At 63.4% G+C, this 26,617-nt stretch carries 28 protein-coding genes; 17 read left to right on the forward strand and 11 right to left on the reverse strand.

Features of this window, described 5'->3' with window-relative positions; all coding sequences use genetic code 11:
• Positions 1-139: 139 nt before the first annotated feature.
• The 7 genes from QN413_RS09380 to QN413_RS09410 all read right to left on the reverse strand — a co-directional run bounded on the left by QN413_RS09380 (position 140) and on the right by QN413_RS09410 (position 6,747).
• Entirely contained in the window at positions 140-1,438 is a 1,299-nt protein-coding gene (locus QN413_RS09380) for a helix-turn-helix domain-containing protein (RefSeq protein WP_323496353.1), read from the reverse strand.
• A 70-nt stretch (positions 1,439-1,508) separates the two neighbouring features.
• Entirely contained in the window at positions 1,509-2,645 is a 1,137-nt protein-coding gene (locus QN413_RS09385; protein ID WP_323496354.1) for a cupin domain-containing protein, read from the reverse strand.
• Positions 2,646-2,701: 56 nt separating this feature from the next.
• Complete coding sequence (locus QN413_RS09390) at positions 2,702-3,406, reverse strand: fumarylacetoacetate hydrolase family protein (protein WP_323496355.1); 705 nt, start codon at positions 3,404-3,406, stop codon at positions 2,702-2,704.
• A 40-nt stretch (positions 3,407-3,446) separates the two neighbouring features.
• On the reverse strand, positions 3,447-4,664 hold the full coding sequence (locus QN413_RS09395) for an NAD(P)/FAD-dependent oxidoreductase (protein ID WP_323496356.1): 1,218 nt from the start codon (positions 4,662-4,664) through the stop codon (positions 3,447-3,449).
• 20 nt (positions 4,665-4,684) lie between these two features.
• Entirely contained in the window at positions 4,685-5,002 is a 318-nt protein-coding gene (locus QN413_RS09400) for a non-heme iron oxygenase ferredoxin subunit (RefSeq protein WP_323496357.1), read from the reverse strand.
• Positions 5,003-5,009: 7 nt separating this feature from the next.
• Positions 5,010-5,480 carry an aromatic-ring-hydroxylating dioxygenase subunit beta gene (locus QN413_RS09405; protein ID WP_323496358.1) on the reverse strand — a complete coding sequence of 157 codons (471 nt, stop codon included), beginning with the start codon at positions 5,478-5,480 and terminating at the stop codon, positions 5,010-5,012.
• 1 nt (position 5,481) lies between these two features.
• A complete protein-coding gene (locus QN413_RS09410) occupies positions 5,482-6,747 on the reverse strand; it encodes an aromatic ring-hydroxylating dioxygenase subunit alpha (RefSeq protein ID WP_323496359.1) in 1,266 nt (421 codons plus the stop codon).
• Positions 6,748-6,876: 129 nt separating this feature from the next.
• On the opposite strand from QN413_RS09410, the gene QN413_RS09415 reads away from it, so the two are divergent.
• Both QN413_RS09415 and msuE read left to right on the forward strand, forming a co-directional pair.
• Complete coding sequence (locus tag QN413_RS09415; protein WP_323496360.1) at positions 6,877-7,788, forward strand: LysR family transcriptional regulator; 912 nt, start codon at positions 6,877-6,879, stop codon at positions 7,786-7,788.
• 293 nt (positions 7,789-8,081) lie between these two features.
• The gene (msuE, locus tag QN413_RS09420) at positions 8,082-8,654 is read left to right on the forward strand and encodes an FMN reductase (protein WP_323496361.1); all 573 of its coding nucleotides are present in this window, start codon (positions 8,082-8,084) and stop codon (positions 8,652-8,654) included.
• Between the two features lie 40 nt (positions 8,655-8,694).
• Here the strand turns inward: msuE and QN413_RS09425 are convergent, their stop codons facing one another.
• On the reverse strand, positions 8,695-9,678 hold the full coding sequence (locus QN413_RS09425) for an acyl-CoA dehydrogenase family protein (protein ID WP_323496503.1): 984 nt from the start codon (positions 9,676-9,678) through the stop codon (positions 8,695-8,697).
• A gap of 177 nt (positions 9,679-9,855) precedes the next feature.
• Positions 9,856-10,887 (reverse strand): CysB family HTH-type transcriptional regulator, encoded by a 1,032-nt coding sequence (locus QN413_RS09430; RefSeq protein ID WP_323496362.1) that lies wholly within the window; start codon positions 10,885-10,887, stop codon positions 9,856-9,858.
• A gap of 279 nt (positions 10,888-11,166) precedes the next feature.
• On the opposite strand from QN413_RS09430, the gene QN413_RS09435 reads away from it, so the two are divergent.
• Positions 11,167-11,358, forward strand: coding sequence for a hypothetical protein (locus QN413_RS09435; protein WP_323496363.1), 192 nt, complete (start codon positions 11,167-11,169; stop codon positions 11,356-11,358).
• A 48-nt stretch (positions 11,359-11,406) separates the two neighbouring features.
• On the opposite strand, the gene QN413_RS09440 is transcribed toward QN413_RS09435, so the two are convergent.
• The gene (locus QN413_RS09440) at positions 11,407-12,495 is read right to left on the reverse strand and encodes a tripartite tricarboxylate transporter substrate-binding protein (RefSeq protein ID WP_323496364.1); all 1,089 of its coding nucleotides are present in this window, start codon (positions 12,493-12,495) and stop codon (positions 11,407-11,409) included.
• Positions 12,496-12,595: 100 nt separating this feature from the next.
• Here QN413_RS09440 and QN413_RS09445 point away from each other — a divergent pair, with 100 nt between their 5' ends.
• The 12 genes from QN413_RS09445 (at position 12,596) to QN413_RS09500 (ending at position 24,673) form a co-directional block, all read left to right on the forward strand.
• The gene (locus QN413_RS09445; protein ID WP_323496365.1) at positions 12,596-13,489 is read left to right on the forward strand and encodes a LysR family transcriptional regulator; all 894 of its coding nucleotides are present in this window, start codon (positions 12,596-12,598) and stop codon (positions 13,487-13,489) included.
• Between the two features lie 23 nt (positions 13,490-13,512).
• Positions 13,513-13,650, forward strand: a complete 138-nt coding sequence (locus QN413_RS09450) for a hypothetical protein (protein WP_187052541.1) — start codon at positions 13,513-13,515, stop codon at positions 13,648-13,650.
• A 447-nt stretch (positions 13,651-14,097) separates the two neighbouring features.
• Positions 14,098-15,219: a sugar ABC transporter substrate-binding protein gene (locus tag QN413_RS09455; RefSeq protein WP_323496366.1), complete on the forward strand. Its 1,122-nt coding sequence runs from the start codon at positions 14,098-14,100 to the stop codon at positions 15,217-15,219.
• A gap of 22 nt (positions 15,220-15,241) precedes the next feature.
• The gene (locus QN413_RS09460) at positions 15,242-16,756 is read left to right on the forward strand and encodes a sugar ABC transporter ATP-binding protein (protein ID WP_323496367.1); all 1,515 of its coding nucleotides are present in this window, start codon (positions 15,242-15,244) and stop codon (positions 16,754-16,756) included.
• On the forward strand, positions 16,756-17,739 hold the full coding sequence (locus tag QN413_RS09465) for an ABC transporter permease (protein ID WP_323496368.1): 984 nt from the start codon (positions 16,756-16,758) through the stop codon (positions 17,737-17,739). The genes QN413_RS09460 and QN413_RS09465 overlap by 1 nt, the downstream gene beginning before the upstream one ends.
• Positions 17,740-17,746: 7 nt before the next feature.
• Positions 17,747-18,715 carry an ABC transporter permease gene (locus QN413_RS09470; protein ID WP_187052537.1) on the forward strand — a complete coding sequence of 323 codons (969 nt, stop codon included), beginning with the start codon at positions 17,747-17,749 and terminating at the stop codon, positions 18,713-18,715.
• Positions 18,712-19,491 carry a FadR/GntR family transcriptional regulator gene (locus QN413_RS09475; RefSeq protein WP_323496369.1) on the forward strand — a complete coding sequence of 260 codons (780 nt, stop codon included), beginning with the start codon at positions 18,712-18,714 and terminating at the stop codon, positions 19,489-19,491. Before QN413_RS09470 ends, QN413_RS09475 begins: the two co-directional genes overlap by 4 nt.
• Positions 19,492-19,701: 210 nt before the next feature.
• The gene (locus tag QN413_RS09480) at positions 19,702-19,962 is read left to right on the forward strand and encodes a hypothetical protein (RefSeq protein WP_187052534.1); all 261 of its coding nucleotides are present in this window, start codon (positions 19,702-19,704) and stop codon (positions 19,960-19,962) included.
• Positions 19,963-20,128: 166 nt separating this feature from the next.
• The gene (locus tag QN413_RS09485) at positions 20,129-21,307 is read left to right on the forward strand and encodes an ABC transporter substrate-binding protein (RefSeq protein WP_323496370.1); all 1,179 of its coding nucleotides are present in this window, start codon (positions 20,129-20,131) and stop codon (positions 21,305-21,307) included.
• A 6-nt stretch (positions 21,308-21,313) separates the two neighbouring features.
• Positions 21,314-22,189, forward strand: coding sequence for a branched-chain amino acid ABC transporter permease (locus tag QN413_RS09490; protein ID WP_323496371.1), 876 nt, complete (start codon positions 21,314-21,316; stop codon positions 22,187-22,189).
• A gap of 2 nt (positions 22,190-22,191) precedes the next feature.
• Positions 22,192-23,958: a branched-chain amino acid ABC transporter ATP-binding protein/permease gene (locus QN413_RS09495; protein ID WP_323496372.1), complete on the forward strand. Its 1,767-nt coding sequence runs from the start codon at positions 22,192-22,194 to the stop codon at positions 23,956-23,958.
• Positions 23,939-24,673 (forward strand): ABC transporter ATP-binding protein, encoded by a 735-nt coding sequence (locus QN413_RS09500; protein WP_187052531.1) that lies wholly within the window; start codon positions 23,939-23,941, stop codon positions 24,671-24,673. Before QN413_RS09495 ends, QN413_RS09500 begins: the two co-directional genes overlap by 20 nt.
• Positions 24,674-24,734: 61 nt before the next feature.
• Here the strand turns inward: QN413_RS09500 and QN413_RS09505 are convergent, their stop codons facing one another.
• Positions 24,735-24,857, reverse strand: coding sequence for a hypothetical protein (locus tag QN413_RS09505; RefSeq protein WP_323496373.1), 123 nt, complete (start codon positions 24,855-24,857; stop codon positions 24,735-24,737).
• Between the two features lie 119 nt (positions 24,858-24,976).
• Between QN413_RS09505 and QN413_RS09510 the strand changes: the two genes are divergently transcribed.
• Entirely contained in the window at positions 24,977-25,924 is a 948-nt protein-coding gene (locus QN413_RS09510) for a LysR family transcriptional regulator (RefSeq protein WP_187052530.1), read from the forward strand.
• Positions 25,925-26,101: 177 nt separating this feature from the next.
• On the forward strand, positions 26,102-26,611 hold the full coding sequence (locus tag QN413_RS09515; protein WP_323496374.1) for a hydroxyquinol 1,2-dioxygenase: 510 nt from the start codon (positions 26,102-26,104) through the stop codon (positions 26,609-26,611).
• Positions 26,612-26,617 lie beyond the last annotated feature (6 nt).

A 26,617-nucleotide genomic window follows, 5' to 3' on the forward strand; every position in this document is an offset into this window, starting at 1 on the left:
CCCCTTGCTGCCGCACGTTGAGCCTGAGCACCGTGTTGGCAACGGACTGCAAGGTAAGTGAGGCGATGGCGTTGCCGGTACATCGGGAATACCCGGGCGGCGCGTTGTTCCGTTTTGGAACGATCGCGACGCCCTGTCTTCACACAGAAAGCGAAGGGCGTGCTGGACGACCGAGCCGTCGGTAGATCAAGCCGCGGGAGACGCCGAGTATTTCTGCTGCTCTGGTCAAGTTGCCTTCGCAAGCTGCCAGCGTTTGCTCGATCAGGTCTTTCCCGCAGTCTTGCAGCCGAGGCGAGCGCTGGCTCGGAGCCTGCTGTTCTGGCGCGTGCATCGGTTCGAGCGAGTCGCCGCTTTCGGAATGCACCGCTTCGAGATGGATGCGCACAGCGGGGGTCATCCCGGTCGGTGTGTCGCTCGAAGCCGTATGGGTACGACTGTTCGCAGCATCGAGATCAAGGCGCCCCGCGTCCACACCGAGAACGAGATCGCGATGCCCATCCTGTACTTTCATCTCGGACCGTGCCCAGACCATCAGTCCGTTTGCCAGCCGAAGCAGGCCGGAGCCGGATCGAGGCAATGAGGCCAGCTGCGAGGTGGTTGCATCGAACGCAGCTTCGACAGAAGTCGTCTCGGCACGGGGTTTGACCGGTCCGAGGCCGAGGAGCCGAGACGCCGAGTTGTTCGCCCAAGCCAGATCGCCGTTCTTGTCGACGCCCACCAGCGCAACGAAATTGGAATCGACCAAAGCGGGATCGATCTGGAATCGAACGACCAGGTGCTCGCTCGCTTGCGACAGGAAAAGACGGTTCTCGATCGCAGCGGCGTACAGCCCGACAACTGCGGTGGCATCGAAGCAAAAGGGAATGGCTTCGCTTGAGATATCCAAGACGCCGGCGAGCTGTCCACGAATGTTGCGGATCGGTGCGGCGGCGCAATGCATGGAACCGACTGCGTCGAAGAAGTGCTCTGCGCCATCGACGGAAACGGCAAGTCCTGTGCGCGCGGCAACCCCAGGTGCCGTCGTGCCGACGGCTTCTTCGCAAAGGTTGACGCCCACACGTGCGGCAATCAGCATGATCGATTCGTGAGCGCGCCCGACGCAAGTAGCGCCGACGATCACGCCGCTGGCATCGGTGAGCATCGCCGCGCAGGAGGTTGCGCCCAGGACGGATTGCAGCTTCGGAAGTTCGTCCAGCCATGCTTGCACGAGCTCGTGGTTCTTCTGCAGCGCCAGGTGCGTGCGGCTGGGCGACACCGGCTGGAATGCCACTTTTCCCGACGGGCTCGCGTGCAAGCGCTGACAGCGCGCCCAGGATTCGTAGACGGCGTCGCTCACGACACCCGATGGCAGCAGTCCTTCCTCGAAGTACCGCTGTCGAGCCAGTTCAACGCGCGCGCGTTTCGATGCGAAGAAAGGGAAGGGGACGGAAGCGTTCATATCGATTTCGGCTTGATTCCATCGATGGGTTTGCTCTGTCGCGCCTTACATGCCGGTCATCCGGGTTGAATCAGGCCGGGGCATCTGAACTCGACCTGTGGACGTGGAGCGCTTCGAAGATGGGTGTATCACTGAAGCGGAAAAGATCGAGGGCAGAAGCGCTGTCGTTGCCGCAACTGGCGGTGAACGAAGACCACGACGGGACCACGAACAGATCGCCCCGTTTGACCGTCCACTTTCGTTCGTCGACGGTGATCTGTCCCTCGCCCTCGAACACTTGATAGACCGACGAGCCGACTTCGCGCCGTGCCGCGGAGCGTGCTCCGCGACGGATACGGTGCATTTCGCAACGCATGGTCGGTAAGACATCGCGTCCGCTGCTCGGGTTGGTGAAGCGCACTGCGGCATGCCCGGGGCTCAGCGTGCCTTCGTGACCTTCGTCTTCCAGCGCGAGCTGATCGGCCAGAGCGCGATTGGTGTCGGCCCAACGATATGCCAGCAACGGTGTGGCGGTTGGCGCGTCTGGCTGAGACAGCGGCCGCAGTCCCGGATGGCCCCAAAGCCGTTCGGAGCGCGATCGATCCGGCGTGCCCATCTCGGCATCGGCGACACGCTCGCGGCCAACCTCGAAGAACTGCGATTCAGTGAAGTACGAAAACGGAATGTCGAGTCCGTCGATCCAGGCCATCGGTGCGGTCGCGGCGTTGTGGTGCGAATGCCAGTTCCATCCCGCTTGCGGCAAAAAGTCGCCTCGTGACATCCGGACCGCATCGCCATTGACGACGGTCCAGACACCTTCCCCTTCGACGACGAAGCGGAATGCATGTTGGGTGTGGCGATGCTCGGGCGCGTTCTCGCCAGGCATCAGATATTGAATCGCGGCCCACAGTGTCGGCGTCGCAAAGGGCCGTCCACCCAGCGCAGGGTTGGCGAGGGCGATGGCCCGTCGCTCACCGCCGCGGCCGACAGGGACGATGCGTCCGGCCTCTCCTGCCAGCTCGAGCAGGCGATCCCAACGCCAGACGTGCGGCGCTGCTTTGCTGCGCGGATGACGTGGCATCAAGTCGCCGATCTCGGTCCACAAGGGGACCAGCATTTCTCGCTCGAAGCCGCGGTAGAGCTGTTCCAGCTCGGGACTGGGATCGGGCTGTCCGGGGCCAGCTGCCACCGTGAGACGAACGGGAGAGGGAACGGCGTCGACGATCATGGAAGTCTTTCGTGGGGTGCGCACCGCAGTAGATGCGAAGTGGCGTCGGTTCGGCGTCAGTCTGCCGGGCCGACCGTCAAGGAGATGGTCCCGACGCCTGCGACGCTGCCTTCGATATGGTCGCCTGGCTGCAGTGGACCGACGCCCTCCGGTGTGCCTGTGAAGATCAAGTCGCCGGGTTGAAGGTGATAGAACTTCGAAAGGTCTTCGATGAGTTCGGGGATGTTCCAGATGAGTTTGTCCAGGTCGGAACTCTGGCACGTCTGGCCGTTGACGCTGAGCGCGAGAGCGCCGCTTTCCAGCACCGTTCCCGTCATCGGCACGATCTCCGACACCACCGAAGATTGCTCCACGTCCTTGCCGAGATCCCACGGCCGGCCCTTGTCTCGCGCCACGAGCTGCAGGTCGCGCCGGGTCATGTCCAGGCCGCATGCGTAGCCGTAGATGAGCGACGCCGCATCGGCACGCTTCACGCGAAACCCCGCCGCGCCGATGACTACTACCAGCTCCATTTCGTGGTGATAGTTCTTCGTCTCTGCGGGATACGAAACCGTGGCACCGGACTCGACCAGTGTGGACGGGCTCTTCGTGAAATAGAACGGCGACTCCACGGACTTGTCGACAGGGCGCCCCATCTCGACCGCGTGGGCGTGGTAGTTGCGGCCCACGAAGAAAAGGCGATTGACGGGTGCGCGTTCGGACTTGCCGCGCACCGGAAGTGACGGGACGGCGGGCGGGGTCCAAAGGTAGGTGGTGGTCATGTGGGTCTCGGTGAAGAAATGGTTGTGTGCAAATGCGGGACTAAAGTTTGGAAAGCGGCATCTCGACGTCGGCCAGCAGTGCTGGGTCGACCAGGGTGCCCCGCTCGATCAGCCGTCGCGCAAAGCGCAGATCTCGCGCTGAGTTCGGTCCGAGTGCAGCGGCGACCTTGCCGTGATCCAGAAAGAACATCACGAATGCGTTGGAGTTCGCGTTGCCCCGCAACACGGTCTGGTGCGCTGGAGCGGGCATGCCATAGATCTGCAGGTTCACGTCGAATTGATCCGACCAGAACCAGGGGAGAGGCTGGTGGTCGACATCCATGCCGAGGACGGCACAAGCGGCCGCAATGCCTTGTTCCTGCGCGTTCTGCCAGGACTCCAGCCTCATATGCCGGCCGGCCCACTTGGAGTGCCAAACGGCGACGTCACCTGCCGCGAAGATGTCAGGGTCGGAGGTGCGGCATTGCGAGTCGACAGAGACACCCCCGTCGCAGGCCAAACCTGCCGCACGTGCGAGTTCATCGTTGGCAACAAGGCCGACGCTGATGAGCACGACATCGGCTTCAACCTCACGTCCGTCACTCAACATTGCGATCAACACCCCTGAGGCCGATGGCGCAAGGCGCTCGATGCCGGCGCCCAGTTCGACCCGGACCCCGTGCGAGGTGTGCAGACGCAGCAAGTAGTCAGAGACCCCGGGCGGGACGGTCCGTTCGCAAAGACGTTCGGACGCCTCGACGATGGTGACGTCCAGCCCCTTCTTCCTTGCGGTCGATGCAACCTCCAGGCCTATCCAACCGCCGCCGATGACCAGCAGCCGTTTGTCTGCGACCAGCGCGGCACCCAGCTTTTCAGCATCCTTGATGCTGCGCAGCATGAAGACGCCCGGCAGATTTGCACCAGGAATATTCAGACTGCGGGCCCGTCCGCCGGTGCAGAGGATCAGCTTGTCGTACGAGATCGGCTCGCCTTGCGTGAGCCGGACCGTTCTGGATCGCCGATCGATCGCAGTCACTCCCACGTTCTGTCGCCAGTCGAGTTGGAGTGCTTCGAATGCCTCGGGCTTTTGCAGATAGGTCGACTCGACCATGGCATGGCCGGACAGCACGGCTTTGGAAAGTGGGGGCCGCTCGTACGGCCTGTGCGCTTCGTCGCCTACGAGAACGATCCGGCCAGCAAAGCCTTTCGTTCGCAGGGTCTGGGCGGCCCAGCCGCCGGCTTGCCCACCACCCACGATGACGATGGTCTCGGTGCTCATGGCGTGTTCAACCCCATTGCTCAGCCGAGAGCCAAATACACGCGGCCTGCTTCGATCTTCACGGGATACGAACGAATGGCTTCAGTGACGGGGGCGCAGGTCGGGGCGCCGTTGCGCACGTCGAACTTGCCCTGGTGCAAAGGGCACTCGATTTCGTGGCCCTCCAGAAACCCTTCGCACAAACGCGCGTGGCCATGTGTGCAGAGGTTGTCGGTGGCGAAGACTTCACCCTCTACGTTGTAGAGCGCCAGGTCGCGTCCATCAACGATTTTTCCGATGACATCGTCGGCTGGTACCTCATCGAACGAGGCCGCATCGGTCCATTGGATTTCGCTCATGATGTCCTTACAGCGGGTAGATGATCGAGTTGGGAATCATCTCGCTGTCGTAGATGACCTGGCGCGACTTGAACTTGAGTCCGTCCTCGGTTCGAACGACGGTGTCGATGTATCGACCCACGTTGAAGACCGTCGACAGTTCTGAAAGCTTGGTGCGAAACACCGCGTAGTTCGCTTCGCATTCGAAGCGGTCCTGCTCGGCTTTCAAGACCAGTGGTGAACCCACGACGTGGCGTTGATAGTAAGGATCGTGGAACAGCGTTTCGCGGATGCCGTAGACACGGTCCTTCAACATGCCCTTGCTCTCGAAGGACAGCGTTGCGAGCGGGAAGCCACGTTCATAGTTCTCTCGTGGCTGCAGGCGATAGATGCATTCTTCGGTGAAGAACTCCGGCCAAAGCTCCCACTGTCCCGAATCCACGGCGCTGGCATAGCTGGCATACAGCTGGTTCAAGTCGAGGTGATCCTGAAAGTTCATGTCACGCCTCCATGACCTTGCGCCAGTATTCGTACATACCGCGAATCAGTGTTTCAGTGACCATGTGATCGGTGTCGCCTACTTCACGGCCACCCAGCTCCGCCAGCGTACGGTGGAAGGGCTTTTGCTCGAACCCTTTCTGGGACAGTTCGATCACTTCCCCATCGTCCGCCGAAACGAAGCCGGCCGGCCCGAAAAGGTTGGCCTGACGAAGCCGACGCTGCGTCATTTCGGCATCGTCCGCCTCGAATCCGAAATGCGTCCAGACGAAGTCGAAGGCACCGGGACCGCTGGGCTGGATGTGCCGCGTCGACACGCTGTTGACCTGCTGCTGAAGAATGACGCTGGGGAACAGCGTCATCAACACAGCGGTCGGCCCATCCCACCAAGCCTCTGGTTTGATGTCTAGGAAACGAGGGTCATTGAGTTGCATGCTCTCTTTGAAACTCGAAACCTGCGTGACCTCATCCGCCTTGCCACTGGCCCCGCGCGTCGAAATCATCGCGGCATGCCGGTGGTGCCGGTCCATCTTCAGTTCTGATTTGTTGTCAGCGCGCCAGAGTCCGAATGTGACGAACCACGTGTGCAAGAGCCCCGGATGGTAGGGATCTTTGATGTTCTCCTGCATGAGCTTCCAGTTGCCTGGGATGCGCTGGCGGTTGTAGCCAAGGATCGTCAGCTTGCGGCCGTCGAAAAGACGATCGAAGTAACGGAGGATCTCAGGCCCCATGAAGTCTTCGAACGACTCGATCTCTGAGTCGAATGATGCGAATACGACCCCACCGCGGGCGGCGACTTTCAGCTTGTTGAGGCCATGGTCGGCCGTCTTGAAGTCTGCGGGCATGCCGCCGTTGACTTTGCCATCCTGCTTGACGCCTCGGCGGAAAGGGACGCCCTGCAAATCGCCGGTCAGCGCATAGTTCCATTGGTGGTACGGGCATGTGAACCCTTCGGCTTTGCGGTTGCCATGCCGCTCGCGGCAGAACTGCATGCCGCGGTGAGCGCAAACGTTCTCGACCACGCTGATCGAGTCCTCGGAGTCGCGCACCATGATGACGGATCGCTCACCGACGACCGTGCGCTTGAAGTCTCCGACCTTGGGGATCTCTGCCTCCAGGCCCACGTAGCACCAGTGGTTCCGATAGAAGAAACGCTCCAGCTCGCGCCGATGCTGGTCTGCCTCCGTGTAGGCCATGAAGGGGATGCGGCTGGTGCCCTTGTCTTCCCAGTGGATTTGCTGGGGAAACACGGCTGAGGTGTTGTCCATTTTTTGTCTCCTGTCCAGCCGTGTGTCACAGCTGCTTATCGCGTTGCAAGAATGATCCAGCCCGGGCTCTCATCGTTCAATAGAATATGAGCAATAAGCAAAATTGATTTCGCGAATGTGAGCTGCGCAATGGAACTCAAGGACATCGACCTCAATTTGCTGGTCGTCTTTCAGCAACTGCTTGTGGACCGGCGTGTGTCGAAGGTTGCCGAGAACCTCGGCCTGTCGCAACCGGGCGTCAGCAATGCGTTGGCGCGTTTGCGCAAGGTGACGAACGATCCACTGTTTCTTCGCACCCCGACCGGGATGGAGCCGACCCCGTTTGCGCAGCAACTGGCCGAGCCGACCGCCCGTGCGCTTCAGGTCATTCATTCCGCAATGAACCAACAGGCGAGTTTTGATCCGGCGACCTCGCAGCGTGCGTTCACGGTGGGGATGACCGACATAGGGGAAATCTACTTCTTGCCGAAGTTGATGAAGGAGATAGCCCGTGTCGCGCCTGGCATCACGCTCAGCACGGTCCGAAACGCGGCGGTGAATTTGCAGGACGAAATGGAGGCGGGGCACGTCGGGTTGGCGATCGGCCTGCTGCCGCAACTCAAGGCGGGCTATCACCAGCGCCGGCTGTTCAAGCAACACTACGTCTGCATGTTTCGAAGCGGTCATGCGCTCGACAAGCGGTCGATGTCACTGAGCGAATTCTCGAACGCGGAGCATGTTGTCGTCATCTCGAAAGGCACCGGCCATGGAAAAGCAGACGACTTGCTGGAGCGCAGAAAAATTAGCCGCAAGGTCGTACTGACCGTTCCCCACTACGTTGCTGTCGGGCACATATTGCACGACTCCGACTTGGTGGCAACCGTTCCGGAGCGTCTCGCGCAAGCCTTGGCACATCCGTTTGGACTTGCTTACGTTCGCCATCCCGCCAAGCTCCCGGAAATTGCCATCAATCTCTTTTGGCATCGACGCTACAACAAGGATCCGGCCATCGCATGGTTGCGGGCCTTGATCGTTAGCTTGCACGGGGAGGGCGGTTCGTAGCGAGAGCGTGTGCGTTGATCACGCTGGACCAGCAGCCGTTTGTCTTCGCGATCACGCAGTGCGGGCAAGCAGACCGTGGCCGCTGCGAGTCTGAAACAGAGATCCTCCCTGAACCGGACGCGCGCATCGCTGCCGCTGATCGAGCACGACATCGCAATCCGCATATCGATAGCTGAAATGCTTCTAGGCCGACGGTGGTGAAACGCGCATTGCGGCTGCACAGTCTGATGTTTCATTTCTCGGTAGCCTGCTGAAGCCGCCTTGAAGTTCACTTCTTTCTCCAGCGTTCCAACATGGCAAAAAAACTCAAGATCGTCGCCGTCTCCGGCGGCCTGCAACGTCCCTCACACACCCTTGCACTGGTAGAAAACTTGCTCGAAGGGTTGAACGATGCGGTGCCTGCCAACACGCGGCTCATCGAGCTGGGCGAGATCGTCCCGAAGTTCGGCAGCGTGCTGCAGCGCTCCCATCTGCCCGCGGAGATCGAGTCGATCCTGCGCGATATCGAGACGGCCGATTTGCTGCTGGTCGCCAGCCCGATCTATCGCGGCTCTTACACCGGGCTCTTCAAGCACCTGTTCGACTTCGTTCACCACGAGTCGTTGATCGACGTGCCGGTGCTGCTGGCCGCGACCGGCGGCAGCGACCGCCACGCGCTGGCGATCGACCACCAGCTGCGGCCGTTGTTCAGTTTCTTTCAGGCCCACACACTGCCCATCGGCGTGTATGCGACCGACAAGGAGTTTGACAACTACCGTGTGAGCAGCGACGCGCTGCGGGCACGCATCGCATTGGCCGTCGAGCGTGCGGTGCCGGTGTTGTTGCAACGCAGTCACCGCGCTGTCGCGGCGCCGGCGTTGGTCTGAGCACGTCGCAACAAGGCGGTTGATCCGCCCTGATCGCTGCTCAACTCGCGTTGGCGCCGACCGTCCAGTAGAAGGTCGGATCGATCCCGTTGAGTGCGTGGTCGCCCACCACGCGCGCCTTGTAGATGGCCGGGTTGTGCGACGCCAGCGTACGGGCGTTGCGCCAGTGCCGATCGAGCCGCGCGTCTTCCTGCAGCGCGGACGCGCCACCCACGTCGAACAGCCGCGTGGCCGATTGCAGCACCGCATCGCCGATGAACACCTGCGCTTTGGCCATGCGCAGTTCCACATCCACCAGCAGCTCGACAGGCACGGGTTCGCCCGCCGCACGCAACCGGTCGATGTCGCCCAGGCCGGCGGCAACGGCCCGCACGGTGGCTGTGGTTGCGAAGGCCGTGGCGGCCAGGTGACCGATGAGTTGCTGCACCAGCGGGTCTTCACGCGGCGTGCCGCCGCTGCCATGGCTGTACACGCGCTTGCGTGCCTGCACGAAGGCGATGACGTCGCGCTCGATGGCGCGTGCGATGCCGGCCAGCGTCGCAAGATGCACGGTTTGAAAGAAGGCGGTCATCGGCGTGGGACCGGTGCGTGCGCTCGGCAACACGTTGGCCGGGTCTATACGGACATCGCGAAACCGCGTCGTGCCTGAAGCACTCAACCGTTGACCGAAGCCGCGCCAGTCGTCGGCCCGCTCGACGCCTTGGGCATCAGCAGGCACCAGCACCAGTACCCGCTCGTTGGCGCCTTCCTCGCCTTCCTCGCGTTCATCGATGCGCTGCGCAGCGACGCCGATCCAGTTCGCGTAGAGCGTGCCGGTGCTGTAGAACTTGTCGCCGTCCAGCCGCCAGTGGTCGCCATCCCTGCGCAGTTTGGTTTGCAGATTGCCCAGCGCGCCGTGGCCCAACTCGGTGGTGGCATTGCCGAAGATGACGCCATCCGCGGCAAGACGAAACCATCGCTCATGCGAAGCCGAACCGACCTCGGCGAAGAGCCGCTCTATGAAGCCGAAGTGCGCCCGAAGCACCTGCGGCAAGTTGGAGTCAGCCTCGCCGAGCTGGATCAGGAGATCGAAAAACTGCTCCGGCGATGCGCTTGAAGATCGGGTGAAAGCGTTCGGCGAGTTGCTGTGAAGAGAATGCGGTGGAAGGGCGAGGGACAGCGGCGGCAGCGAAAGGAGTTGTAGATGACATCGAACTTCGACTCAATGCCGTGCGGGAATCGAGCCGCCAGCGCCCGGCGAACGCGATAGCAGTTGTGCCAGTGCCGACTCGGGCAGCGCTTCGCCTTCATCTGCTGTGCCATTTCCAAGCGGACCCAATGCGGCAAGTGCATCTTCAACGGCCGGTCGCGTCAGCGTCGGCGAGAAGGCTTCGATGAAAGCGTAGACATAGGACCGCAGATAAGCGCCACGGCGCACCGCCAGCTTGGTGAGGTTGATGCCGAACAGATGTCCGACGTCGACCGCGCGCAGTCTGAGATCGCGCTCGGCTTCGAAGGCAATGCTGGCGACGATGCCGACGCCCACGCCCAGTTCGACATAGGTCTTGATGACATCGGCATCCATCGCCGTGATGGCCAGGTCCGGCTTGAGGCCGGCCTCGGCGAAAGCCTGATCGATACGCGTGCGTCCCGTGAAGCCGCTGTCGTAGGTGACGAGCGGATAGCCCGCCAGGCGCTCGATGGTGAGCGGCCCTTCGAGCAGCGCATGGCCTGGCGGCACGATCAATGAATGCGTCCAGCGAAAGCACGGCAGCGCCACGAGCTGCGTGTAGTCGCCCAGCGCTTCGGTGGCGATGCCGACATCGGCCTCGCCTTCGAGCAGCATCTGAGCGACTTGCTGCGGCGATCCCTGGCGCAGGTGCAACTGCACGTTGGGGAAGCGGCTGCGAAACTCCTGCACCGCCATCGGCAGGGCGTAGCGGGCCTGCGAATGCGTCGCGGCGATGGAGAGCAAGCCGTCTTCTTGCGCCAGGAATTCCTTACCGGCCTGGCGCAAGTTCTGGCTCTCCATCAGCACGCGCTCGATGATCGGCAGCAGGTGACCACCGGGCGCGGTGAGCCCGGTCAATCGCTTGCCTGCGCGCGCGAAGAGGGCGATGCCCAACTCGTCTTCGAGTTCGCGAATCTGTCGGCTAACGCCGGGCTGCGAGGTGTGCAGCGCATGCGCCGCTTCGGTGAGATTGAAGCCGCATCGCACGGCTTCGCGCACGGAGCGCAACTGTTGGAAATTCATGGAACCCAGAAAAAAGAAGCAGTGCCAGCAGGCAGCTGGCCTTCAATTCTGTGCGCGTGCTTTCGAATTCCGAACTACCGATTCGTTGCTTTCAAATAAGGGAATGATCTGAGTGGACCTCGCAAAAACTCGCGAGTTCAAGCACAGACAGCGGGCGTGCGGCTGCAACGAAAAACGCATCAGCAAACACGAATTCGTTCGTTTGCGACTGGCCTGCGCGTCTCCAGAATCCGCTGGCTTGCCCCTCGTTCCTTTTCTTCACGATCCCCGGAATCTCACATGCTCCTCGTCCCCACTGCGCAAGCCCGATGCGTGATTGCACGCACGGCATCGGTCTGGCGCATTGCGCCAGTCTCGCAACGCGAGGTGGCGCGGCGTGCGCCGCACGGCTATGTGCCGGTCCGCATCGTTCGGCGCCTGCAGGCGGCCTTCGTGGCATCGCAGCGGCCCGTCTTCGCGCACTCGTGGTGAAAGCCGTGGTGGACACAACGCGTTGCCGGCCTCCGCGCGTCGGCCCGTTCAGTCGCCCCGGATACCGGCGCTGACCAGCAGCGGCGCCCAGGCCCGTCGGTCTTCGTCGACCTTCGCGGCGAGTTGTGCCGGCGTGCTGTGCACGGCGACCATCGCCGCGTCATGGAATCGCCGCCCCAGTTCCTCGCGAGCGACGACAGTGTTCACTGCCGCCGAGGCTTCTTCTGCCACGCTGGCCGATGCGCCACCCGGCAGGAAGAAGGCGAACCACTCGCGCATTTCCGATCGTGCGTAGCCTTGCTCGACCAGCGTTGGCACGCCCGGCGAAAACCGGCTGCGCTCGAGTCCCGAGGTGCCGAGCATTCGCAGGCGGGCGCCAGCTGCACTCGGCGGACTCGTCGAATTCGCCAAATTCGCCAGGTGCGGTAACAGCAGCCCTTCCGGCAGCACCAGCACCGCGACCTGGCCGCCGAGCAGCGCGACCATGGCCGGCGGCCCGCCGGGGTATGGCACATGGCGCCAGTCCAGGCCGGCCTTGTCGAACAGCATCGCCTCCAGGATGTGCGGCAGGGTGCCGGTTCCCGGTGATGCCGCATTGGCCGAAGCAGGGTTGCGCCGCATCCAGTCGATCAGCGATGCGATGCTGTCGACATCGGCCGGCACTGCCGGGCCAACGACCACGCCGAGGTTCATTTCCGCGGCAAGCGAAACCGGCCGAAGATCGCGCGCAGGTTCGTAGCCGAGCTTCTCGTAGAGCGTGGGGTAGAGGCTGGCGAGCGCGCCCTGACCAAGCAGCCAGGTCGAGCCATCGGGTGGTGCCGACTTGAGTGCCTGCACCGCGATTTGCCCCGCCGCACCCGCGCGGTTGTCGACGACGACCTGCTGCGCGAACACGCCCGTGAGTTCTTCGGCGAAGCGACGCGCGATGGTGTCCGGCACGCTGCCTGCGGGGCCGGTGCAAATGATTCGAAGCCGCTCGCGCCTGGGTGTCGACGGGGTTTGCGCGAAGCCGAACGGGCTGACGAGCGTGGCGGCGGCGGTGGCGACGGCGATCAGCACGCTGCGCCTTGGCATAAAGCTGTTCAGGCCGTTCGTGCTGCGATGCACTAAGCCAGTCGCGAGGGCGTGTGTCTTCATGGTTGCGGCGATGTGATTCGGAGACTCAGCGTAAGCATGCAACCAGCCCGCCACAAGGCGCAGACTTGCAGAACGGGGCCGCAGTAGTGCATAACGGAGCATGCTCGACTGGAATGACCTGAAGTACCTGGTGGCGGTGGCCCGGCACGGCAGCACCCTTGCCGCAGGCCGGGCTTTGGAAGTCGACCAATCGACCGTTCAGCGGCGACTGACCGCGCTGGAGCGACATATCGGGCGTGCCCTGGTTCAGCGTCATACCAGCGGCTACCGGCTCACCGATTTCGGTGCCGAGATGCTCGAGGCGGCGCAGCAAGTCGAGTGCGCCGTGCAGGCCTTCGAGCAGGCGCTCTCTGTCTCCAGGCGCAATGCGGCAGGTGCGATCCGGCTCACCTGCCCGGAGCCTCTGGTCAATCGCCTCACGCGATCAGGCCTGCTCGACCGCTTCAGTGCGCAGCACCCCGGCTTGCACGTCGAGTTCGTGATGAGCGACAAGTACATCGACCTGCGTGCCGGAGGCGCCGATGTCGCACTGCGGTCCGGGGACACCGACGATGGCGTGCTGGTGGGGCGCAAGGTGGGCGACTCGCTGTGGGCCGTTTATGCCAGCAAGAACTACGTGGCGCGACACGGAAAGCCGTCGAGTGTCCAAGAGCTTTCTGCTCACCCGATCGTGGCATTCGAGGAATCGATGGCGGCCCACCGCGCGAGCCAGTGGCTGCGCCAGGTAGCACCCGATGCCACCGTGGTGGCACGCAACGACAGCGTGCTCGGCCTGCTGCTGTCGGTGAAGGCGGGCGTGGGCATCGGCCCGTTGCCGACGGCGTTGGGCGACTCGGAAGCGGAGCTGGTCCGCGTGCTCGGACCGGTCGCTGAGTTATCGCGGGACTGGCGGCTGTTGGCGATGCCGGAGATACGGAAGACGGCTCGTGTGAGTGCCTTCTTCGACTTCATGGTGGCTGAGATGGAAGCGCTCAAGCCTGTTATTACAGGGTAGCCGAAGGCAGCTAGGATCCTTCCATGAACACTGAATACAGCACCCTTGAGAAGACGCCGACGCCCGTCGGCGAGACGAAGCGAAACCTATGGGCGCGCCCGGTCATTTTGCTGATGGGAGGCATCGCCCTCGCGGTACTTTTGAGTTGGACATTGCCGTAGTTGCGGGCGAACGACCGCGGCCAGTCGCAAGCGGAAGTCGGACGTCAATTGGTGCGCGGCATCAAGCGCTCGGTGATGTCGCTTCAAACGCATGGCCCCTATCGCCACCCTGAGCAGCCCGTCCTTGGGGTAGGGGCTTGCGGTTGCTGTCCGTTGGTGGCCAGGTCGCTGTGGATACCGCCGCAGTGAAGGCCTGCGAGCTGGTAGCTGACTAGGTGGTCAGCTTCGCGCGAATGATGAGGGCGGCGACTGCCAGCTTGATAGCGAATGCCTTGTTGCGTTGATCGAAAGAGGCGAGGGTTAGTCCTCAATCGTTTCACTCCGGGATTTGTATGATGACCTGCCAACCTGCTCAATGGACGACTTGACCGGTTGGCACTGCCCGGTTGCGACCGTGTGAGCGTTGGTTTGCCTCGAGCAGTCTTTCAAAAATAACAGGAGACAAAAATGACCTTCCTCACTCGCATCGCCGCGACGGCGGCACTCGTGGCATCTACCGCAGCGTTTGCCGCAGGTCCTGCCGTGGTCAGTGGCCCCGGCGAAAACCCCGGTTGCTTCAAGCCTTGGGACGCCAGCACCAAATACTTCCAGTGGCCTGCCAAGAAGGGGCCTTATCGCATCGCGCTGGCCAACGGCTTCGTAGGCAATACCTGGCGCATCCAGATGATCAAGATGGCGAAGGCTTATGCCGCGACGCCCGACATGAAGTCGCAGGTCAAGGAGTTCAAGATCGTGTCGACGGGCACGGACGTGGCGGCCCAGATCGCGGCGATGGACAACTTCATCAACTCCGGCTACGACGCGATCATCACGCTGGCGGTCAACCCGTCGGCCTTCGGTCCGGTAATCAAGCGTGCCAACGCGGCGGGCGTGGTGATCGTGCCGTTCGACAACGTGCTCGATTCCGACCAGGTCATGATGGTCAACGAGGACCAGACCTCGATTGGGTCGCAGTCTGGCGATTGGCTGTTGAAGAACCTGAAAGGCAAGACAGGAAAGCTGTTGGAAGTGCGCGGCCTGCCGGGCAACTCGGTCGACCGCGACCGTCACCTCGGGTTCAGGAAGTCCGTCGAGGCGCCGGGCAACAAGTTCGAAATCATCGAGGTCGTCGGCAACTGGGACGACGGAACAGCGCAGAAGGCGGTTGCGGATGCCGTGTCCGTGCACAAGAAGTTCGACGCGATGTTCGTGCAGGCCGGCTCCACGGGTGCCGTGCGTGCGCTCATCGACGCGAAGCATCCGATGATCCCCGTGTCGGGTGCCGACGAGAACGGTTTTCGCAAACTGTGCGTCGCCAATGCGAAAGACGGCTTGTTGTGCGCATCGATCGGCCAGTCTCCCGGACTGGTCGCGATCTCTATGAAAGCCGCCGTGTCCGCCCTGCAGGGCAAGGTCATGCCGCAGTTGATCTCGGTGCCGATTCCGCAGACCAGCCATCCGAACTTCAAGGCGGGCGAGACCTACTACCCCGACCTGAGCGATAACTTCTTCACTACCAACGAGTTCCCCGACTGCGGTGTGAACCTGAAGGCCACGGACATCATGTCCAAGGACGAGAAGAATAACTAGGCCACACCGCGCACTCGACGCCGTGGAGCCGATCCTGCAACTTATCGACGTGGCCAAGCGCTACGGCGGCGTGCGTGCGCTCGAGCACGCCAGCTTTGCCGTCGCGCCTGGGCGCATTCATGCATTGCTGGGCGAGAACGGGGCGGGCAAGTCGACACTGATCAAGGTCATGTCCGGTGTAGTCCAGCCGGACGAAGGCCGGATCGTCCTCGAAGGCGTGGAGCGTCGGTTCGCGCACCCGCAGCAGGCGGTGCGCGCCGGCATCGCCTGCATCTTTCAGGAACTGTCGCTCATGCCCGATCTGAGCGTGGCAGACAACATCTGCATCACCGATCCACCCACGCGCTTCGGCCTGGTCGATCGCAAGGCACAACGTCGCGTGGCCGAAGCCGCATTGGCGCGAGCGGGTGCCGAAGACATCCATCCGCTCGCGCCCGTGGAGAGCCTCACGCTCTCCCGTCGGCAAATGGTCGAGATCGCGAAAGCCCTGGCGCGCGAACCGAAGATCCTGATCCTCGACGAAGCCACTTCGGCGCTGACCGCGGCCGACGTGAAGCGCGTGTTCACGCTGCTCAATCGGCTGCGCAGCGAAGGCATGGCGATCGTCTACATCTCGCACCGCATGAACGAGATCAAGGAACTTGCTGACGACTGTTCCGTGTTTCGCAACGGCAGCCACGTGGCCACCTTCGCGGCCGGGACGCAGAGCGATGCGCAGACCGTGGAAATGATGATCGGGCGCGACATCGCGCATGCGTACCCCCCCAAGCCCGCACCTTGCGACCCCTCCGGCACGCCGGCGCTCGAGGTACGCGGCCTGTCGTGGAACGGCCGTCTTCACGACATCGACATCGCCGTGCGGCCTGGCGAGATCGTGGGCCTCGGCGGCCTGGATGGTCAGGGGCAGCGCGAGTTGTTCCTGGCCCTGTTCGGCGTGTTGCGCGGTGCGGCCGGCGAACTCTTGCTGGAGGGCCGGCCGGTCAAGGTCCGCAATCCCCGACACGCCAAGAGCACCGAGGTGGGCATCGCCCTGGTGCCCGAAGACCGCAAGACCGACGGGCTGATGCTGCCCATGTCGGTCAACGACAACCTCAGCTTCGCGGCGCTCGATCGCCTGAGCCGCATGGGTGTGGTCGCGACCGCGGTCGAGGACAAAGCCGTGGCGGAGATGGTGCGACGGCTGTCGATCAAGGTGTCGAACGTGCGCGTGCCCGTCGGCACGCTGTCGGGTGGCAACCAGCAGAAGGTCGTCATCGGCAAGTGGTTGATGAACGCGCCGCGCGTCTTGTTGCTCAGCGACCCGACTCGCGGCATCGACGTCGGTACCAAGCAGGAGATCTACGCGCTGCTGCGCGAACTCGCTGCCGCGGGCGCCGCGGTCATGCTGTATTCCACGGACTATGCGGAGCTCATCGGCTGCTGCGATCGGGTCGCGGTGTTCTTCGACGGGCGCATCGTGCGCTGGCTGGCCGGCGCCGAACTCACCGAACACGCGCTGGTGTCGAGCGCGCTCAACCTCGAGGCCGAGACCGCCTGATGCACTCCGACGCGTACTACCGTCTGCGCGAACACCGTGCCACGCTGATCGCAGTGGCCTTGTTCGTCGTGATTTTCGCGCTCTACATTGCCAAGCACCAGGTCGGATGGACGGTGCCTGTTTTGACGACGGCGGCGAACAAGGGCGTGCTGCTGGCCATCGTCGCGATGGCCCAGACGCTCGTGGTCCTGACGGGAGGCATCGACCTCTCGGTCGGCATGGTGTTCGTGCTGGCCAATTGCCTCGCGTCGCATTTGGTGGTCGGTACGCCGTTGCAGGCGGCCGTCGGCGTGATTGCAGTGCTGGCGGCAGGGGCTGCCTGCGGCTTCGTGAACGGCGCGATCATCGTCTACGGAAGGCTGCAGCCGATCATCACGACGCTGGCCACCGGCATCATCTATTTCGGCTTCTCCCTCGGCCTACGGCCGGTACCCGGTGGCGACGTGCAGGCCGATCTCGCCGAGGCGCTCACCGGTGCGTTGCCTGGCGGTGTGCCGACGATGCTGGTCGTGCTGCTCGCCGTGGTGCTGCTGGTGTGGGTCCCGTACAGCCGCTCGGTCGTCGGCCGCGCTGCGCTGGCCATCGGGTCGTCGGAAGCCGCGACCTACATGTCCGGCGTTGCAATTGGCCGGGCAAGGATCGTCGCGTACACGCTGGCCGGCTTTCTGGCCGCCGTGGGGGGTCTGCTGCTGACCTTCGTCACCTTCTCGGGCGAAGCCTCGGCGGCCATCGGCGGCGTCTATACGCTCAATGCGATCGCCGCCGTCGTGATCGGCGGCACAGTGCTGTCGGGAGGCGCCGGCAGCGCCATCGGATCGATCTTCGGCGCCTTCACGCTTCGCACCATCGGTGACCTGCTTTTCGTTTTCGACCTCGAGCCGTTGTGGCAGCCGTTGTTTCAGGGCGTGATCCTGCTGGTGGCGGTCAGCCTCGGTTCGCTCCGCCTGCTCAGGCTCGACAACCGGCTCGACATGTTCAGATGACGCGCGCATGACGACCCTCGTGCTGCGACTTCGCGATTCAGGCCATCTGCCGGTGGTGGCGGGCGCGCTGTGCACGCTCGGCCTCCTGCTGATCGGCAGCCTGTATTCCCGCAACTTTCTTTCGGCCGACTATCTGTTGCTGCAATTGCAGATCGCCTCCTTCCTTGGCGTGGTTGCGACCGGCGCGATGCTCGTCATCCTGCTGGGTGGTATCGATCTTTCGGTGCCGTGGGTCGTCACGGTGGGCGGCATGATGTCGACTGCCGCGGCAGGCTGGTGGGGCGACACCGGCGCGTTGCTGGCCATTCCTTTCGGCATCGGATGCGGCGCGATGCTGGGCTTGCTCAATGGCATCGGCGTGGCGTACCTGCGGGTGCCCTCGATGATCTTCACTCTGGGCATCAACGCCGTCGCCCAGGGCCTGATCGTGCTGCAGACCGGTGGCTTTGCGCCGCAAGACCGGGCGACCCCTGCGATGCACGAACTGGCGACCGGGCGGCTGGTGTTCGGCTTGCCGAATGCGTTGCTGGTGTGGGCTGTCGTCGGCGCTGCGACCATGTTCCTGCTGCACCGCACGACGCTGGGCCGCTCGATCTATGCCGTCGGAAACCGCGAACGCGCGGCCTACCTGTCCGGCATCGACACGCGACGAGTCACCCTGCTGTGCTTCGTCATCGCCGGGGCATGCTCGGCCGCGGCCGGTGTACTGCTCACCGGCTATTCGACCAAGGCTTACCAGGCAATGGGCGACGCCTACCAGTTACCTGCCATCGCAGCGGTGGTGCTGGGCGGCACCAACATATTGGGTGGACGAGGCTCCTACCTCGGCACCGTCGTCGGCGTGGTGATGATCACCCTGCTGCAATCGATCCTGTCGGTGATGCAGATTCCGGAGATGGGCCGTCAGGTGATCTATGGCGTGGTCATCATCGCGATGCTGCTCGTCTACGGGCGTGGGCGCCGGCACTCGGAATGAAGCGCGGCCCGCAGGCCGAGCGCATCGCCAGCACGATGAACCTGCCGGCCGCCCCCGCCCCGGGCCGCCTGCTGTCGGTCGACCGGTTGTCGGATCGACTGGCCTCGATTCTCGCTTCGCAGATCGAACTGGGCGAATTGCGACCCGGCGATCGTTTGCCGACGGAAGCGCACCTCGCCAATGCCCACGGCGTGTCGCGCAGCGTCGTGCGCGAGGCCTTGCACCTGCTTCGCTCGCGCGGGCTGTTGCGCTCGCGCCAGGGCTCCGGCGCATTCGTTCAGCCGCCTTCGACGACGCAACCGCTGGTGTTCGATTCGCGCGTGCTGACTTCTCCCTTGTCCGTTGTCCAGGTGGTCGAGGTGCGTCGTGCGCTCGAGGGAGAGATGGCGGCACTCGCGGCCGAGCGGGCGACCGCGACGCAGGTGCGGTCAATGCGCATGGCATTGAAGGCGCTCGACGCTGCAACCGCCGCCGGAGCCGACGGTGTCGCCGAGGATTTGTTGTTCCACCGCAAGATTGCAGAGGCGACCGGCAATCCACAGTTCGGATTGTTCATCGGCTTCATCGAGCAATACCTTCGCGACGCGATGCGCGTGACGCGGGCCAACGAGGCACGCCGGTCGGACTTCGCGAATGCCGTTCGGGCTGAGCACGCGGACATCGTGCAGGCCATCGCCGAACACGACAGCGCGCGTGCGCGGCGCATGGCCACGCGCCACATGAAGCGAGCCGTGCTGCGCCTGTCCGAAGGTGGCGTGACGCCAGCAGCCGATTAGCGACCGGCCCTGCCGCTTGACGGTCTCTTACGGAGAGCCGCAGGCGGGCGCTGCCACGTGACAATGGACCGGAAGCGCTGCTGTGGGCAGCCCACCCTTACAAACCCGTGTCAGAAAAGACGCCGTTCTATTGCAGGGAGCGTATGAAATAGGTAACTCCGGCGTGTCCGCCGACTCGACGTCGCGTTAGTGCGTTATCTTCGACTTCCCATGACCACCGTGCCAACGCCGCCGCAACTCGCCCACATCGATGACGATGCACTCGCGAGCCTCGCTGCGAGCTGGCGTGCGCAGGCGGCACGTGGTGACCGAGAAGCCTTTGGCATCGCGCATGCACTGGAAGTCGAACGCAGGCGACGCCTGCGGGCGAGCCAGATGCAACAACTGCCGCCCGAGAAGCCGCCGATTGCGCGGCCGTGGTGGAAGTTCTGGAATTCGGCAGCCGACGACCAGTCGATGTGGCCGTCCTGACGGACCGATAGCGGACGCCGCGCCAGCGAGCTTCGACACCGACACCACGCAACGTAGTGCCGGTCATGGATGAATACCCTCGGTCGGTTTTGCCGGGCGCTGAAATACATTGCCCGTTGAGACAACGATGCCGCGATACAGCGGTGCCGCACACCCATAGGACGTCATGACCATCAGCCACACCTCCGGCATTTCCCGCCGCAAGTTTTCAGGGGCTCTTTCCGGTGCTGTCACCGCGAGCATTGCATTGCCCGGCTTCATGGGTCAGGCGTGGGCGCAGGGTGCCACCATCAAGATCGGCATGTGCGCGCCGGTGACCGGTCCGGCCGCTGAGTCGGGCAGGTATGCACAGATCGGGGCCAAGCTCGCGATCGAAGCTGTGAACAAGGCAGGCGGCGTGCTTGGCAAGCAGGTCGAACTGATCGTCGAAGACGACCAGACCACCAATCCGGGCATCGTGCTGGCATTTTCCAAGTTGGCCTCACAGACCGATATCGTCGGCTTCCTCGGCTCGATTCGTTCGACGCAAGTCCACGCGATGGCACCCGACGTGATGAAGATCGGCAAGCCGGTGATGATCGGTGGCACCGACCCGACGCTCACGCACATGGGCAACCAGTGGCTGTTTCGCTTTCGTCCCAACGACTCGTACTCGGGCAGCGTCATCGCCGAATACGGCGTCAAGACGCTCGGCAAGAAAAAGTGGGCGATCGTGCATTCGACGGACGCTTTTGGCACGGCGGGCGGCAAGGCGCTGACGGCAGGCCTAGCCAAACACGAAGGCACGACCATCGCGCTCGATCAGGGCTACGCCAACCAGAGCCAGGACTTCACGCCGGTGGTGCTCGCCATCAAGCAGTCGGGCGCCGACATCCTCGGCTCCTACTTCACGTTCGAAAACGACCTCGGCGTGTTCGCCCGGCAACTGCGCCAACTCGGCGTGACCATTCCCTACATCGGCTCGCCATCGATCGTGAACATCACGGCCTTGAAGCTCGCCGGCCCGGCGCTCTACGGCACTTACGGCGTGGCGGACTACGCCGAGGAGTCGAGCCCGGCCTCCAAGGCGTTCGGCAAGGCCTACCGCGATGTCGCCAAGGTCGCGCCCGACAACCAGTCGTCATGGACCTACGACGCCATCACCGTGCTGTGCATGGCGATCAACAAAGCCGGCAAGACCGATCCCGTCGCCGTGCGCGAGGCCATCCTGGCGATCCGAAAACACGCCGGCGCCGAGGGCGAGTACAACTTCGACGCCAACGGCGACGGCCTGCATGGCTACAACATCGTGAAGAACGACAAGGGCAACATCGTCTTCGACAAGCACGTCGAGTCGGGCACCTGATCCGCGATGGATCTCGCCCTTCAGCTCTTCTTCACGGGCTTGGGCATCGGCGCGGTGTACGCGCTGGTCGCTCTTGGCTTCGTCTTGATCTTTCGCGCGACCAACGTCGTCAACTTTGCCCAGGGCGAGTTCTCGATGGTCGGCGCGTACCTCATGGTCGTCTTCGCCGTCGACCTCAAGTGGCCGTACGGCTGGGCCTTTCTCGCGGCGCTCACCGGCATGGCGCTGCTCGGTGCGGTGTTCAACCTCGGCGTGTACTACCCGCTGCGCAACCGCACGTTTTTGCCGGTGATCATCGCAACGATCGGCGCGTCCATCTTCCTGTCCAACTCGGTGCTCGCGCTGTACGGGCCGCAACCGCAGGTGCTGGAAGGCTGGTTCGAAACGCCGGGCCTGCAGATCGGCCCGGTGTACCTCGACAGCCAGTACCTGCTCATCATGGTGGTGACGCTGGTTCTGGTCGCCTTCAACTTCTGGTTTTTCGAGCGCACCATGCTCGGCAAAAAACTGCAGGCGACCTCGCAAGACAAGGAGATGGCGTCGTTGCTCGGCATCCCGGTGTCCGCGATGATCATGCTCACCTTCGTGTACTCGGCGCTGCTCGGTGGCGTGGCGGGCATTCTGGTGGCGCCGATTCTTTTCGTGTCGATCCAGATGGGCTCGACCATCGCGCTGAAGGCCTTTGCGGCCACCATCATCGGCGGCTTCGGTGACGTCAAGGGCGCGATCATCGGTGGGCTCGCGCTCGGCGTGATCGAGACTTTCGGTGCCGCCTACATCTCGGTTCCGTACAAGGACGGTTTCGCGTTTCTGGTGCTCGTCGCGTTCCTCATCTTTCGACCGCAGGGCATCTTCGGCGAGCGCGTGGCCGAGAAAGCATAGCCGTGGCGAGCACACGGCAGACGTTGGGTACCCTGGGCTTCGCGGCCCTGGCGGCAGCAGCGGTGGCACTCGTCACGCTGGTGCCGATGCAGGACTACACGGTCCACATCCTGGTGCAGACATCGACCTTCGCCATCGCGGTGTTCGGGCTGACGGTGGTGCTCGGGCTCTGTGGGCAAATCAATCTGGCGCAGGCGGCGTTCTTCGGGTTCGGCGCGTACGCGGTCGGGCTCGGCACCGCGGACCTGCACATGAACTTCTGGCTTGCGCTGGCAATGGGCGCGGGCATCGCGCTGGTAATGGGTGCCTTGCTCGGCATGACCACGCTCAAGCTGGGCGGTCACTACCTCGCGATGGTGACCATCAGCTTCCAGCAGATCGTGACGCTCATCATGGTCAACTGGATTCCGGTGACGCACGGGCCCGATGGCGTCGGGCGCATTCAGCGGCCGCTGCTGTTCCAGTCGTCGCAGGCGTTTCTCGGCGTTTGTGTATTCGCGGTCGCGGTCATCGGCTACCTGGTGTGGCGGCTGCCGCAAACACCGCTCGGCCGCTCGATGCGCGCGGTGCGCGACAACGAACTGGCCGCCGGCGTCGCGGGCATCAACGTCTACAAGGTGAAGGTCGCCGCCTTCGCGCTGTCGGCCGTGCTCGGCGGCATCGGCGGTGGCCTGTTTGCCGGCGGCTTCGCTTACGTGAGTCCCGACCAGTTCAGCTTTGCCGAGTCGATCGTCTTCATCACGATGACGCTGCTCGGTGGCGTCGCGGCACCGGTCGGCGCGCTCATCGGCACGGGCCTATTGATCGTGCTGCCGGAGAGCCTGCGCTTTTTGAAGAGCGTGCCGGGGCTGTACCTGGCGATCTACGGGCTCTCGATCATCCTCATCATTCGCTACATGCCCGACGGCATCTGGGGCTTCGTGCAGAACCGTGTGCGCCGCTGGCTGGCACCGCCGCCGTTCGCCGGAGCGCCGGCCGAGCTGATGCTGGCGCCGGCCTATGCGGCCAGCGCCGACGCCGCGCCGATGGCGCTCGAAGTACGAGACCTCTGCAAGCACTTTGGCGGCGTGAAGGCGGTCGATGGCATTTCGTTTTCGGTGCGGCGTGGGCAGGTTCATGCATTGATCGGACCCAACGGCTCGGGCAAGACCACCACGCTCAACGTGCTGTCGGGCATCTACACCGCGACCTCGGGTCGCGTGTTGCTCGGCGGTCGCGACGTGACGGCGCTGCCGCCTCACGCGCGCACGGTCGCGGGGCTGGGTCGCACCTTCCAGAACATTCGGCTCTTTCGCTCGATGACGGCCCTGGAGAACGTGATCATCGGTGCCGAGCAGCCCGGCAATCAGATTGCTTCGGGTCACGCGGCGCTGGTCGAGCGCGCTCGCGCGGCGCTCGCATTCGTCGGGCTCGAAGCGCGCGCACACGAACTGGTGACCGGCTTTTCATACGGGCACCAACGTCTCATCGAGATTGCCCGGGCGTTGGCCGGCAACCCGACGTTGCTGCTGCTCGACGAGCCTGCGGCCGGGCTCAACTCGACGGAAAAGCTAGATCTGCGCGATCTGTTGAAACGCATCGCCGCGAAGGGCCTGACCATTTTGATCATCGATCACGACATGACGCTGGTGACCGAGGTCGCCGAAAGCATTACCGTGCTCAACTTCGGTCGCCGCATCGCCGATGGCGTGGCGGCCGACGTGCTGCGTCAGCCCGACGTCATCGCGGCCTACCTCGGAACGGAACCCGATGCCCCTGCTTTCACTTGAAGGGCTGAACGTCCGCTACGGCGAGATCGAGGCGCTGCGCGGCCTCTCGCTGTCGATCGAGAGCGGCGAAGTCGTCACGCTGCTGGGTGCTAACGGAGCCGGCAAGTCGACCACGCTGCGCGCGATCTCCGGGCTCAACAAACCCTCCAGCGGCGAGGTGCTGTTCGATGGCAAGTCGATTGCCGGGCTCGGGCCGGAAACCATCGTCAAGCTCGGCATCGCCCATGTGCCCGAGGGGCGACGTTTGTTCCCGGGGCTCACCGCGCGCGAGAACATCATGCTTGGCGCGTCGAACCGCGGGCGTATCGCCAAGGCTGAACTGATCCGCGAATCCGACGAGATGTTCGACCTTTTTCCCGACATCCGACCGTTTGCCGATTCGCTCGGCTGGATGCTGTCGGGTGGACAGCAGCAGATGGTCGCCGTGGCGCGTGGCCTCATGGCCAAGCCGCGCTTGCTGCTGCTCGACGAGCCTTCGTTGGGACTCGCGCCCGTCATCGTGCAAAAGGTGTTTTCGATCATCGGCGAGATCCGCCGGCGCGGCACCACAGTGCTGTTGGTCGAGCAGAACGCGCGCATGGCGCTGTCGGTGGCCGATCGCGGTTACGTGCTGGAGACCGGACGACTGGCGGTGTCAGGCAAGCCGGCGGAGCTGTGGTCGAACGACGAAGTGCGGGCGGCGTATCTGGGTGGGCGGATCGAGAAGACGACCTAGCAGCCAGGCCGGTGGGTGCAGCGGCGACGCCAGCCGCACATGCAGACCTCGACGCAAGCCGTTACTGAAGCAGCACGGCGCGCACGCCTTCGATCAGCAGGCCCATGCCGGCGAGGATCAGGGTGAGGCCTACGAGCCGCTTCATTGCGGCGCGAGACAGGCCAAGGCGCGGAGCATTTTTCATGTGTGCGCCATGCTGCACGGCCGAACCCTTCCACAAGCTGACCAAACCGGCGTGTCGATTGAAGCGGGCAAAGCTGTGGCCGCAAAACCGAACGCACGACACGCGTTACCCTCCCGCGCATGGACCGCCTAGAAAACATAGAGACATTCGTCCGCGTCGCCGAAACACAGAGCTTCGCCGAGGCCGCCCGACAAATGCGCGTCGCGCGTTCGGTCGTCACCGCCCGCGTAAGGCAACTCGAAGACCATGTCGGCGCACCGCTCTTTCATCGGAGCACACGAGTCGTCCGGCTCAGCGATGTGGGCCAGGCTTTCTTGCGCGACTGCACCGAACTTGTCGGACGGGCGAACGACGTCATCGACCAGATGCGCGATGCCAAGAGCGGGCCGGTGGGCACCTTGCGCGTGCATGCGCTCACCGGCTTCGTACTGGGTCACTTCGCGTCTTTGCTTCGCGAATTCCAGGTGAGTTATCCAGACATTCATCTGGAGCTGATCGTCAGCGACGCCGTTGTGGATCCGGTCAAGGCGGGTGTCGATTGCGCGCTGCAAATTTTTCCGGCGGCGTCGACCGATCTCGTGTCGCGCCCGCTCTTTCCTGTGCGTCGCGTGTTCTGCGCCACGCCCGACTACCTGCGTTCGCGCGGCACGCCGGAGAGCCCGCGAGAACTGCATAAGCACACGCTCGGGCTCTACTCGGGCTACCCCACGCGCGACCGCTGGACCTTTCATCACGCGGATGAACAGGTGACCATGTACATGACGGCCAGCCTGCTCACCAACAGCGTCCACCTGCTGCGGGAATATGCGCTGGAGCATGCCGGTATCGTGTGCCTTCCGACGCTCGTCGCCGGCGACGCGATCTTGCGAGGCGATCTTCAGGTGGTGCTGCCGCAGCACCAGTTGTCTTCGTTTTCGCTGAGCGCCGTCTATGCCGGGACGTCGCGCAATGCGTTCAAGCTCAAGCTCTTCATAGAACACATCGTGGCAGCTTTCGCGCGCGTGCCGCCATGGGACGCAGCCATGGTCGACAAGGGTTTGTTGCCCGCGCAACTGATTTTCGACTGAGCGTCTTCAAGGGGTTACAGCCCCGGGAAAACCCTGTCGATTGACCGGATTCACCGAACAATGCGGGCCACATTTAAGGCCTACCGGAAAACCGGTCCGCTTCATAAAGTGCCTGCATCCCGCAGCACCACGATGGCGCTTCGTTGACCACCACAGGATGACCAAAGGAGACACCCCATGGCAGCCGTCTACCAGACCCGTTTCGGATCGCTGAAGAATTTTGAAAAGGGCCATGTCGAGCCGATCTCCGACGACGTGCGCCACTACGCGTTTTCCAACTGCTTCGAGATCGCGAGCAAGAGCAAGCCTTACGAAAAAGTCGTGTTCGGGCAGAACCAGATCTACGTGCTCGAAACGCTGCGCGCAGAGGGCACTTCGCCTTGGTACACCTGTGCGCACGACGAGTTCGCGCTGGTGATGGACGGTGAGGTCGAGGTGCACCTGATCAAGCTCGACGCGGCGCAGGCCGTTGCTGACGTCGAGAAGAACGGTGCGGTAAGGGTCGAGGGCGAACCCCGTGGCCAGAAGATGGGCTGGATGAAGTTGTCGCGCGGCCATCAGGCGCTGCTGCCCAAGAGCACCGCCTACCAGTTCCGTACGCCCGGCGAGCCCGGCGTGATCGTGCTGCAGACCTGCAAGGGCGACCTCTCGATCGAGAAGTGGGCCGATATCTGCCAAACGCACTGATTGAGG

It is taken from the genome of Variovorax sp. LG9.2 (assembly GCF_035018885.1).
Lineage (GTDB): Bacteria > Pseudomonadota > Gammaproteobacteria > Burkholderiales > Burkholderiaceae_C > Variovorax.